At 62.6% G+C, this 11,849-nt stretch carries 9 protein-coding genes; 6 read left to right on the forward strand and 3 right to left on the reverse strand.

Annotation, left to right across the window (positions count from 1 at the left end):
* Nucleotides 1–44: 44 nt before the first annotated feature.
* Genes HGB51_RS09675 through HGB51_RS09685 form a run of 3 tightly spaced genes read right to left on the reverse strand, consistent with a single transcriptional unit; the run spans nucleotide 45 to nucleotide 3,663 of the window.
* On the reverse strand, nucleotides 45–1,985 hold the full coding sequence (locus HGB51_RS09675; protein WP_003050063.1) for an esterase/lipase family protein: 1,941 nt from the start codon (nucleotides 1,983–1,985) through the stop codon (nucleotides 45–47).
* Complete coding sequence (locus tag HGB51_RS09680; protein WP_003050060.1) at nucleotides 1,982–3,016, reverse strand: Lnb N-terminal periplasmic domain-containing protein; 1,035 nt, start codon at nucleotides 3,014–3,016, stop codon at nucleotides 1,982–1,984. The genes HGB51_RS09675 and HGB51_RS09680 overlap by 4 nt, the downstream gene beginning before the upstream one ends.
* An 8-nt stretch (nucleotides 3,017–3,024) precedes the next feature.
* Complete coding sequence (locus tag HGB51_RS09685) at nucleotides 3,025–3,663, reverse strand: TetR/AcrR family transcriptional regulator (protein WP_003050058.1); 639 nt, start codon at nucleotides 3,661–3,663, stop codon at nucleotides 3,025–3,027.
* 451 nt (nucleotides 3,664–4,114) lie between these two features.
* On the opposite strand from HGB51_RS09685, the gene HGB51_RS09690 reads away from it, so the two are divergent.
* From HGB51_RS09690 to phbB, 6 genes are read left to right on the forward strand one after another with little or no spacing between them, the layout of a single operon-like run.
* Nucleotides 4,115–5,602 carry an efflux transporter outer membrane subunit gene (locus HGB51_RS09690; RefSeq protein WP_003050056.1) on the forward strand — a complete coding sequence of 496 codons (1,488 nt, stop codon included), beginning with the start codon at nucleotides 4,115–4,117 and terminating at the stop codon, nucleotides 5,600–5,602.
* A 14-nt stretch (nucleotides 5,603–5,616) separates the two neighbouring features.
* The gene (locus HGB51_RS09695; RefSeq protein ID WP_003050054.1) at nucleotides 5,617–6,696 is read left to right on the forward strand and encodes an HlyD family secretion protein; all 1,080 of its coding nucleotides are present in this window, start codon (nucleotides 5,617–5,619) and stop codon (nucleotides 6,694–6,696) included.
* Nucleotides 6,697–6,699: 3 nt separating this feature from the next.
* Nucleotides 6,700–9,465: a ribosome-associated ATPase/putative transporter RbbA gene (rbbA, locus tag HGB51_RS09700; protein ID WP_003050052.1), complete on the forward strand. Its 2,766-nt coding sequence runs from the start codon at nucleotides 6,700–6,702 to the stop codon at nucleotides 9,463–9,465.
* Between the two features lies 1 nt (nucleotide 9,466).
* On the forward strand, nucleotides 9,467–10,597 hold the full coding sequence (locus HGB51_RS09705; protein ID WP_003050050.1) for an ABC transporter permease: 1,131 nt from the start codon (nucleotides 9,467–9,469) through the stop codon (nucleotides 10,595–10,597).
* Nucleotides 10,598–10,644: 47 nt separating this feature from the next.
* The gene (locus tag HGB51_RS09710) at nucleotides 10,645–11,106 is read left to right on the forward strand and encodes a phasin family protein (RefSeq protein ID WP_003050047.1); all 462 of its coding nucleotides are present in this window, start codon (nucleotides 10,645–10,647) and stop codon (nucleotides 11,104–11,106) included.
* Nucleotides 11,096–11,842 (forward strand): acetoacetyl-CoA reductase, encoded by a 747-nt coding sequence (gene phbB, locus HGB51_RS09715; RefSeq protein ID WP_003050045.1) that lies wholly within the window; start codon nucleotides 11,096–11,098, stop codon nucleotides 11,840–11,842. Before HGB51_RS09710 ends, phbB begins: the two co-directional genes overlap by 11 nt.
* Nucleotides 11,843–11,849: the final 7 nt, after the last annotated feature.

Genomic DNA, 11,849 nt, shown 5'->3' on the forward strand with positions numbered 1-11,849 from the left:
GAAATCCGAAATCAGCTCGGCCGCGCACAGCAGATGGCAGTTGTCTATGGCTGTAAATGCGCTTCCCGCAGAGCCATGTCCTCTCTCAGAATACGCTGGATCTCCAGTATCGCGGCCGCGCTCTGTTGCACGCTGTGCCCCGAAATAATGACTTTCTCGGACTGTGCGCCGGGAAGATGTGCGCTGCGATAAGGCACAAGACCGTCATCGGAATCATCGAGGGCCACTTCGGAATTGGCTTGGGCCACGATCGAGTGATAGCGCACCTGGGATGAGATGGGAAAGCCCGCCGCCGTACGCACGAACGGATCGTTTTCGTCGAGATTGTTCACGCTATTGGGAATGGTTGCCAGGCTTTCACGGCTGCTGGCGGCCGCATTGGGTGTCAGTGTATGGGCGAGTTCTTCGAGCACCGTAATGGGAAAGCGGATAAATCCCGCCATCCAGCGCCCCAGGCGTCCACCCGCGACCGATGTGCCCCGATGAGGCGCCGCGATGAAGATGGCACTGCTGACATTCGGGAAGGGCTCGAAGCGCAACATGGGATCAATGCGCCTGATCTGCTGCGGCGTCAACCGACTGTGATCCGCAGCCAATTGCACCAGCGATTGATCGGTTGACGACACCATCAACCGCGCGATGACCCCGCCCATGCTATGCCCCACCAGCACGAGGTCGGACGACGCCGGCGCTTGGCCGGATGGGTCGAAATGCGTCAGCGTATCCCCGAGCGCCCTGCGAATCATGGCGTGGTTCAACGCGACTGGCATGTTGGTCGGGTAGTAGACCTGCCAGATCTGGTAATGCTGGCGCAGGGCCTCATCGCCCAGGATTTCGTTGGCGAGTTCCACCCAGGCTTCAGGGCTGCTGGCCAGTCCGTGCAGCATGACGATGATCCGCCTGTTCGGATCGTAGGGCTGCATCAAGTAGACGTGCGGGCGGTCGATGCCACCCTCGCGCCCGAGCAGGCTGCGCAGCGACTGGCGGTTGAAATTGGCACGGGCCAGCCATACGCCATAGCCGGCCGTGAAATTGGCCGCCAGCGGCACACGTTGGCCGCGCAGCATAATGGCCGATTCCACATAGGGGTCATGCACCGTCAGACGGGCTGTACGAGCATGCAGCACGCTGTCCAAGTTGTCTCCGTCGGGATGCAGCAGAACCGTCATGGACGGCGCGGGCATCTCGCTCCAGGGCAGCGGTTGCTGATCATGTTTTGCCGCTGGGCGACCACCCCGAGTTGGGGCGGCGCTCAGGGACTCGTCCGGAATGACCGCCACAAGCTCGGCGCCAAAGCCGTCGCGCCGGTAGAGGCTACGCAATCCACGGAAAGACAGGGACGAGGCTGGCAGGAGTTCGGCTGGCACCGCCGTACTGCCCGGTAAGCGCGCGCCGCGCATATCCAGCTTCAGTTCCCAGCCTGCAATGTTCCAACTGGTCTGGTCGGACAACTGCGTCGGCATTTGTTGCCGAACTTCGAACATGCCGGTGGCCGCATGCTCGACGGCATAGTTATACCAATCCCGCACTTGGGTCTGGCGATCCTCGAAGGCCCGCTCTCCCGGAGTATGGTCACCAAGGAACAGATAAGCATAGGCATAGCGAATCGTCTCAAGCCAGGCGGCTTGCTGCGCTGAACCGGGCTTCATGGCCTGAGCCTGCGCCAGCCATAGTTCGGACAGTGCAGCCAGGCGTCTATCCGTGGCAACCCCCGTCACGGTAGCCAAGGCCTCCGCGCACTCCGAGGAGATCGGCTTTGCGCATGCCTGCTCATCCAATGCCGCCACCCTGATGGTCTGGACAGTCGCATCGCTGAGCTTGCCACGTGTCAGGATGTCGCCGCGCTTGAGTTCGATGGCCTCCCTGGTAGGTAGCGTATGAACTTCAACCACTGGGCCGAACTCGCGCAGGATCGAGCAGCCCCCCAGCAGCAGCGGAGCAAGAGCGGCGCATGTAATGAGAAGGCAGGCCTGCGGGAACCTCATGGATTCACCTCGTTGGCAGGGATGCCTGGCACGCCTTGTCGAATCGACATCGAGAAGTCATCCTCTGACACATCGGAAGCAAGGGCACGTTCGTTGATATGCCCCAGTGCCTGCAATTCATCGTAACGATAGCCAGGCGTCAATCCATGCATGTCGTAGACGTACCGCGCAAAATATCCAGACAGCAGCAGGCGATAGTCCATTGGCAATGCGGGCGCAATGACCCGGGCCAGCTCGAATACGATGGTCGTGCAGTTACTGGTTAACGTGTTGTAAAAGCGCGGTTTCTGCCGCAGTTCATTGGCCGCGTTCAGAAACTCCAGAAACAACGCGCGGGCACTCGCCTGATTCATCTGCAAGCGATAGAGATAAACATCTTCGCCTCGCGCGTTGCTGCGCGTACGCACAATGTCTCGCTCATCGGCGGCTACCAGGATCTGCTCGAACTGACGGAAGAATCCTCCTACCGCCGAGAAGGACTCATGGCGTTCCTTGCGAATTTCCAGCGAGAACACCACGCGATCACCGCCATCGAAGCCGAACGACACCAGGGTGTGGGCGATGTGCGGCCCCATCCAGTAGGAAAGCACCAAGTCGGCGCTGCGCAGACGATCCAGGTCGTATGTGCGGCTCTCCCACTGCGGGGTGTAGTCGGTTTCGCTGCGCCACTGGAAGTTGCGCACATTATTCAGGTGAACATGGTTGCCGTCGATCCTGGCCTCCAGCAACTGGGCGACATCGTCAGCCCATACACGCTGGTGTGACGGCTGCAGCGTCCCCCACCACATGAGCAGGGAGGCGGCTGCGATCACAAATGCGAATCCGGCGATGTTGCGATTGCGCCGCCCAAGCAAGCCCGCCCGCGACAAGACAACGGTCACACCCAACGTAGACCACATGGCAATGACGAACCATCGCACCACCGAAGGTCCCGGCATCTGATGCCACAGAGCCAGCGCACCCCACACAGTCAGCAGCAGTACCACAAAGCCGATCGCCAAGCCTGCAAGGGCGCGCAGGACTCTGTGCATCACTCCGCTCATTGAGGCTGCAAAAGCTCAAGCAACAGTTGCCGGTGCGCATCCCGTAACTGCACCAGCGAGATGGAAGGACTGCCCTTGGACAGCATCGAGGAACTCAGCCACAGCACTGCGGGCGCGAGCGCCAACGGGAAGAAGTGTTCGGTCAAGACGCCTGGGCGAATGACGCCTCGGCGTATGTTGCGGTGGATGATGGTCTGCGCCCGCTCTTTCAGCCCGAGCGCAACTTCGTTGTGCCAACGCTGCACCAGCTCTGGAGTTCGGGCGCTTTCGGCCAGAAGCAGCCGGTAGATCGACATCGTGGCAGGGGAGCTGAAGGTCGCGTACAGGCGATCCAGGTAGACATCTACCAGCTCTGGCAACGTCAGATCCTCATCCGGGAGCCAGCCCTGGAAATCACAAATCTGCTTCGTCGTACGTTCGAGCAAGGCGTGAAAAATTTCTTCCTTGCTTTTGAAGTGGGCATAGATGCCAGCCTTGGACAAGCCCGCGCATTCCGCCAGGCGCTCCATCGACACTGCGTTGTATGTCCGATCCGCGAATTCGACCAGGGCCGCGTCGAGTATTTCCTCTTTCCTGGCGGCAGAGGACAGGTAGGGGCGCTTGTTGTCTGGCGCGTCATCTTTATTGGGTGGCATTCAAAGGCTCTGTTCAAAGATCTGAGGGGTGTTCCCATGGGCCTGTCACCGGCTCTACCAAGAATCAGGGCCTTCCTTGAACCCAAGCCGGCAGCTCGAATTGACCTGCGTCAATGACCGACGAGCCCGCTGATTGCGGTTCTTGGATTGTAACGTATAATTGAAAGCAACCGTCCAGTCGTTTGTTTTCAGATTTCACAATGCAGATCAACACAGGGCGCGAGTGAACCCGGCACATCGGGTTACGACACAGGAAGAGCGCCCTATCAACCAGCCGGGGAACACGGGGATGCACATATCAACAAGGAGATGAAGTGGGCTTGACAGCACTTGCAAGCAAGAAAGTAGGGCCTGCGGACACCAGCCACGAACCCCGCATTGCGGGGGTGGCAGCCATTCCCTCCTCTGCGACCAGACCCTCTTCAGCCCGATACCTGTACGGAACGTGACCATGCTCCCAACTTCCCCGTTGTTTCCCGCGTTCAGATTGCGCGCTGCCTCGTTGGCCCTGAGCGCCGTCGTCTTGACCGGCTGCATGTCGCTCGCTCCGGCGCCAGACACCCCGCCATTGCCCGTGCCCGAAGCCTGGCCCGCGCATCTTGGATCAGGCACCGACGGCGCCCACGCGGGAGAGCTTGCCTGGCAGGCGTACTTCACCGACCCCCTGCTGCAACGCCTCATCGAGACTGCGCTGGAAAACAACCGCGACCTGCGCGTGGCCGCGCTGCGCGTCGAGGAAGCCAGCGCCACATTCCGCATTCAGCGCTCGGATCGTTTTCCTGCCATGGGCGTGGGCGCCCAAGGTGGACGCGCGCGGGTCCCTGGCGACCTGAACATGTCGGGCCGATCGCAGGTGGGCGGCGAGTACCGGGCCGAGGTGGGTTTGACCACCTGGGAACTGGATCTGTGGGGTCGGATCCGCAACCTGGAAGACGCCGCCCTGCAAACTTGGCTGGCTTCCGACGCGGCTCGCCAGGCCGTCCATTTGGCGCTGATCGCCCAGGTGGCAGACGGCTATCTTGGCCTGCGCGAGATCGACGAACGCGTGGCGATCGCACGGCAAACCGTGACCACCCGCGAGGAGTCCTATCGCATTTTCCGGCGCCGCGTCGAAGTCGGCTCGACCTCGAAGCTGGATCTCACACAGGTCCAGACCCTGCTGAACCAAGCTCAGGCGCTGCTGACGCAGCTTGAGCAGGCTCGCACCACGCAACTGCACGCCCTGGCACTGCTGGTAGGCGCTGATCCCGGCCCGCTGCCCGCCAAGGCACCCTTCGATGAAACGACGGTTCTGGCTGAGCTGCGGGCCGGTCTGCCTTCGGAGCTGCTGGTCAGTCGCCCGGACATCATTTCCGCCGAACACCAATTGCGTGCCAGCAATGCCCACATCGGCGCGGCCCGCGCGGCGTTTTTGCCGCGCATTGCGCTGACCGGCAGCTTCGGCACGGCCAGCTCCGACTTGAATGGCTTGTTCGATTCCGGCAGTCGTGCCTGGACCTTCATGCCCACCCTGTCGCTGCCCATCTTCGATGGCGGGCGCCGCCGCGCCAATCTGGAGCTGAGCGAAGTGCGCCGCGACATCGCCGTCGCCGGATACGAAAAAACCATTCAAACGGCCTTCCGCGAGGTGGCCGATGCGCTGAGCGCAAAGCACTGGCTGGCTGAGCAGTTGACGATCCAGAGAGCCAACCTGGAAGCGCAAAGCGAACGCGCACGCCTGGCCAAGTTGCGCTACGACAACGGCTCGGCCGCCTTCTTGGAAGTGCTGGATGCCCAACGCGATCTGCTGGGAGCCCAGCAACAACTGGTACAGGCGCGCCGCGCGCTGCTGTCCAGCCAGGTGGCGCTGTATGCCGCGCTCGGCGGCGGCACCCTCGCCGCAGCCGGCGAGGCACAGGGTGCGGCCTCGACTCCCGCTTCCACCCCATCAACCCGTTAAGGCACGCCGAACCCATGACTGTCTCCCCCTCTCTCAAGAAAAAACTCCTGGTCGCTTTCGCTGCAGCGGTTGTTGCCGCGCTGGCCTGGTGGAGCTGGACGAGGTTTACCGACAGCGGCCCGGGCGAAGGATTCGTCAACGGCAATGGCCGCATCGAAGCCACCGAGATCGACGTGGCCACCAAACTTCCCGGCCGCATCGAAGACATCCTGGTGCGTGAAGGCGATTTCGTCACAGCCGGCCAGCCACTGGCCAAGATGCGGCTGGAAACGCTGGAAGCGCAGCGCGACGAGGCCCTGGCCATGCGTCAGCAGGCTGAGCATTCGGTGACCGCGGCGCAGGCACAGGTGGCGCTGCGTGAAGCCGACGTGACTGCCGCCTTGGCTCTGGTTGGTCAGCGCGAGTCCGAACTGGACGCCGCGCAACGGCGCCTGACACGCTCCAGCACGCTGTCGAGTGAGGGAGCCGCCTCGATCCAGGAACTGGACGATGACCGGGCGCGCGTACGGGGCGCCCAAGCGACCCTCGCGGCCAGCAAGGCACAGGCCGCCGCTGCCCGCGCCGCGGTCGAAGCCGCCAGGGCGCAGTTTGTCGGCGCGCAGTCCAGCGTGTCCGCCGCTACGGCCAGTATCAGCCGCATCGAAGCCGACATCCGCGACAGCGAACTGCGGTCTCCGCGCGACGGACGGGTTCAGGTGCGTGTCGCGCAACCCGGCGAGGTGCTTGGAGCGGGCGGACGTGTCTTGAACCTCCTTGATCTGTCGGACGTGTACATCACCTTCTTCCTGCCCGAAACCGTGGCCGGCCGCGTTGCGCTGGGCTCGGAGGTTCGCATCATTCTGGATGCCGCGCCCGAGTATGTGATTCCAGCCACCGTTTCCTTCGTCGCCAGCGCAGCGCAGTTCACCCCCAAGACGGTGGAAACCGCCAGCGAGCGACAAAAGCTGATGTTTCGCGTGCGCGCGCAGATTTCGCAGGAGCTGCTGCGTGAGCACCTGAACCAGGTCAAGACCGGTCTGCCCGGCGTAGCCTGGGTCAAGCTCGACGCCAAGGCCGAGTGGCCTCAGAACCTCTCCGTTCGTGTGCCGGAGTAAGATATGAGCCACAGCGCGCAGCTCGCGACCGTTGCAAGTGTCCGCCAGGTAAGACTGCGCTACCGCGACGTCATTGCCTTGGATGGCATTGACCTGGACATCCCCGCTGGACGGATGGTCGGTCTGATCGGCCCCGACGGCGTGGGCAAATCCAGTCTGCTCTCATTGCTGGCGGGTGTGCGCATCATCCAGGAGGGCACGGTCGAGGTGCTGGGTGGCGACATGGCCAGCAAGGCCCATCGCAAGCAGGTATGCCCGCGCATCGCCTACATGCCGCAGGGACTGGGCAAAAACCTGTATCCGACGCTCTCGGTCGAGGAGAATCTGCAATTCTTCGCGCGCCTGTTCGGTCATGGCGCCGCAGAGCGCCGCCAGCGGATCGACGAACTGACTCAGGCCACTGGCCTGTTCAAATTCCTGGAGCGCCCGGCAGGCAAGCTGTCCGGGGGCATGAAGCAAAAACTCGGCCTGTGCTGCGCGCTGATTCATGACCCGGATTTTCTGATTCTCGATGAGCCGACGACTGGCGTGGACCCGCTGGCGCGCGCGCAGTTCTGGGATCTGATTGACCGTATCCGCGCCGATCGCCCCGGCATGAGCGTGATTGTGGCCACGGCCTACATGGATGAGGCCCAGCGCTTCGACTGGCTGGCCGCCATCGACGACGGCAAGGTCCTCGCCACCGGTACGCCGAAGGAATTGCTGGAGACAACAAACAGCCCGAACCTGGAAGAGGCATTCATCCGCCTGCTCCCGGAAGAGAAAAAGCGCGGACACCAAGCGGTTGTCATTCCGCCTCTGCCTGAGGACGGCGCGGACGATATCGCCATCGAAGCCGAGGGGCTGACCATGCGCTTTGGCGACTTCGTTGCTGTCGACAGTGTCTCCTTCCGTATCCGGCGCGGTGAGATCTTCGGCTTCCTCGGTTCCAACGGGTGCGGCAAGTCCACGACGATGAAGATGCTCACCGGCCTGCTGCCGGCGAGCGAGGGCCGGGCCTGGCTGTTCGGCCACGAAGTGAACCCGCATGATCTGGGCACCCGCCGCCGCGTCGGCTACATGTCCCAAGCGTTCTCGCTCTACAGCGAAATCACGGTACGCCAGAACCTGGAGTTGCACGCCAAGCTGTTCAGCGTGCCCCCGAAGGACATTCCGGGCCGCGTCGAAGAGATGGTGGAGCGCTTCGGCCTGGTGGACGTCATCGACAGTCTGCCGGCCAGTCTGCCTCTGGGCATACGCCAGCGCCTGTCGCTGGCCGTTGCCATGGTGCACAAGCCAGAGTTGCTGATTCTGGACGAACCGACCTCCGGCGTCGATCCGGTGGCACGCGACGCGTTCTGGCGGCTGCTCATCGAGCTGTCGCGGCGCGACCGGGTGACGGTCTTCATTTCCACCCACTTCATGAACGAGGCCGAACGCTGCGACCGCATGTCGATGATGCATGCGGGCAAGGTGCTCGACAGCGACGTGCCCGCCAGACTGGTTGAGAAGCGTGGTGCCAAAACCCTGGAAGAGGCCTTCATCGGCTACCTCGTCGAAGCGGAGGGCGGCACGGCCGCCCCGGCCAGCCAGCCTCCGGCTGCCGACCAGGCGGATCAGCCACCCGCGGTGCCCGCCGAACACGGCGGCGGTCACTCCGCTGGCGGTTTCAGTCTGCAGCGCATGTTCAGCTATCTATGGCGCGAAACGCTGGAACTGCAGCGCGACCCGGTGCGCGCCACGCTGGCGCTGGGCGGTTCGCTGCTGCTGATGTTCGTGATCGGCTTCGGCATCACCATGGACGTCGAGGACCTGAGCTATGCGGTGCTCGATCGCGACCAGACCACGCTTAGCCAGAACTACACGCTGAACTTGGCCGGATCGCGCTACTTCACCGAGCACGCGCCGATCATCGACTACGAGGACCTTGATCGACGCATGCGCAACGGCGAACTGTCGCTGGCCATCGAAATCCCCGCTGGCTTTGCCCGCGACGTGTTGCGGGGCCAGAACGTGCAGATCGGCGCCTGGCTCGACGGCGCCATGCCGCAGCGCGCGGAAACCGTCCAGGGCTACGTTCAGGGCATGCACCAGCACTGGCTGCAGATACAGGCCAGCGAGCGCGGCGGCGCCAGCATGGCTGGCAACACCAACGTCGAGACGCGCTTTCGCTACAACCCCGATGTCAAGAGCCTGCCGGCCATGGTGCCTGCGGTGATCCCTCTGCTGCTGCTCATGCTGCCGGCCATGCTGACCGCGCTGGCGGTGGTGCGCGAGAAAGAGACGGGATCGATCACCAATCTCTACGTGACGCCGGTCACGCGCATCGAGTTCCTGCTTGGCAAGCAGTTGCCCTATGTCGGCCTGGCCATGGTGAACTTCCTGCTGATGAGCCTGCTCGCAGTGACCATCTTCGGTGTGCCGGTCAAGGGCAGCTTCTTCACCCTGGCGCTGGCCGCGCTGATCTTCTCCTTCGCCGCGACAGGCATGGGGCTGCTGGCCTCGGCCGTTACACGCAGCCAGATCGCGGCCATGTTCTTCGCCATGATCGGCACCCTCATACCGGCCACCCAGTTCGCCGGCCTGATCGATCCCGTGTCCTCGCTCGAAGGCTCCAGCAAGTTCATCGGCGAGATCTACCCCGCCACGCACATGATTTCCATCAGCCGTGGCGTATTCAGCAAAGCGCTTGGCCTGGCCGACCTGACAGGGCCGCTGTGGTCGATGCTCATTTCGGTTCCGGTCATTCTCGGCGTGGCTGTTTTGCTACTCAAGAAGCAGGAGCGTTGAGATGCGCAGAAGAAACCTGGCCAACATCTACGACCTTGGTGTCAAGGAGCTGTGGAGTCTTTGGCGCGATCCGATGATGCTTGTGCTCATCGTCTACGTGTTCACCGCGTCGGTCTACACCAAGGCCACGTCCATGCCGGAGACGCTGCACAACGCGCCCATCGCCATCGTCGACGAGGATAATTCGGCGCTGTCCCAGCGGGTTGCCTCGGCCTTCTACCCCCCGCAGTTCACGCCACCGGCCATGATCGACTATGGGGACGTGGACCCGGGCATGGACGCGGGGCTGTACACCTTCGCTCTGGTCATTCCGCCCAACTTCCAGCGCGACGTGCTGGCGGGGCGATCGCCTGCCGTGCAGCTCAATGTCGACGCCACCCGCATGAGCCAGGCCTTCACCGGCAGTGGCCATGTTCAACAAATTTTCACCGGTGAAGTCAACGAGTTCGTCAAGCGTTATCGCAGCACCACCGCGCCACCCGTGGATCTGGCCTTGCGCGCGCGCTTCAACCCCGCCCTCGACAAGGCCTGGTTCGGCTCGGTGGTGCAGATCATCAACCACATCACACTGCTGTCCATCATCCTGACCGGCGCAGCGCTGATCCGCGAGCGCGAGCACGGCACCATCGAGCACCTGCTGGTGATGCCGGTCACGCCCGCGCAGATCATGCTTTCCAAGGTCTGGTCGATGGCTCTGGTCGTGCTGATCGCCTCCTTCCTGTCCCTCAACCTCATGGTGCGCGGCGTCCTGGGCGTGCCCATCGAGGGCTCCCTTGCGCTGTTTTTCGCCGGCGCGGCGCTGAGTCTCTTCGCCACCACGTCGATGGGCATCTTCATCGCCACGCTGGCGCGCAACATGCCGCAGTTCGGCATGTTGATGATGCTCACCATCATGCCGCTGCAGATGCTCTCGGGTGGCACCACGCCGCGCGAAAGCATGCCCGAGATCGTGCAGAACATCATGCTGATCGCGCCCACCACCCATTTCGTGGAATTGAGCCAGGCCATTCTCTACCGGGGTGCGGGCCTGGAGACGGTGTGGCAGCCCTTTCTGGCGCTGGCCTTGATCGGCACGGTGCTGTTTTCCCTGTCGTTGGCGCGTTTTCGCAAAACCATCGGCCAGATGGCCTGATCGGTTCACCGCCCACTTGGGCATTTCAACCAGTAAGGAGCTTGACCATGAGCAACGAAACTATCCCCCTGAACCTGTTCAAGGCGAACGTGGAACTGCAGTTACGCCTACAGCGCTTGATGCAGGAAAACGGCCAGCAATGGCTGGAGAACGCCACGCGCGCGGGCAGCGAGAGCATTGCCGAGTCCGGCGCCGAAATCGAAAGCCTGCTCAAGGCCCAGAATTGGCAGGAACTGGCCACGCTGCCCGCACAAGCCTTCTGGCGTCAGTTCCAGTACCACGTGGGCGGCGCGCAGGCGCTGACACAAGTCGCGATCAAAAACCAGACAACCTTCACCCAAGGCCTGCAAATAGCTATTCAAGACTGGCAGAAATCGGTTACGCAGGCCGTAGGCCAGGGCGATGCGGTACTCCCGTTCCAGGATATCTTCAAACAGTGGGGAGCCGTGTGGGCCTCGGCGCAGGATAAGGAGGCACCGGGCAAGACCGGTGGCCGCAATGCCGGCTGAACAACGTACCGCCCTGGTCACGGGCGGCACTGGCGGCCTGGGCGAAGCCATCGCCCGGGCCTTGCACGATGTTGGCCATACCGTGCTCGTCGTCCACTCGCCAGGCAATGCCAGCATCGGCGCGTGGTTGGAAGCCCAGACGGACGAAGGCTACAACTTCATCGCCTACGGCGCGGATGTGGCCGACCATGCCTCCTGCCAGGAGTTGGCCGGCCTCATTCAAGCAGACGGTTACCACATCGACATTCTGGTCAACAACGCGGGCATCACGCGCGATGCTACGTTCCGCAAGCTGAGCTACGCCGATTGGGATGCGGTCCTGCGCGTCAATCTCGACTCCGTTTTCAACGTCACCCGGCCATTCATCGACGGCATGCTCGAACGCGGCTGGGGCAGGATCGTCAACATCGCCTCCATCAACGGCTCCAAGGGGCAGTTCGGCCAGACCAACTACTCCGCCGCAAAGGCCGGCATGCATGGCTTCACTAAAGCCCTTGCGCAGGAGGTGGCGCGCAAGGGCGTGACGGTCAACACCGTCTCGCCGGGGTATCTGGATACGAAGATGGTGACGAGCATGTCGGAAGAAGTGGTCAAGCAAGTGATTGCCGGTATTCCCGTGGGTCGTCTGGGACGGCCTGAGGAAATCGCTGCACTGGTTGCATTCATCGTCAGTGAATCTGCGGGGTTCATGACCGGCAGCAATGTATCGATGAACGGTGGCCAGCATATGTACTGAGTGAGGA

This window comes from Stenotrophomonas bentonitica (assembly GCF_013185915.1).
GTDB lineage: Bacteria > Pseudomonadota > Gammaproteobacteria > Xanthomonadales > Xanthomonadaceae > Stenotrophomonas > Stenotrophomonas bentonitica.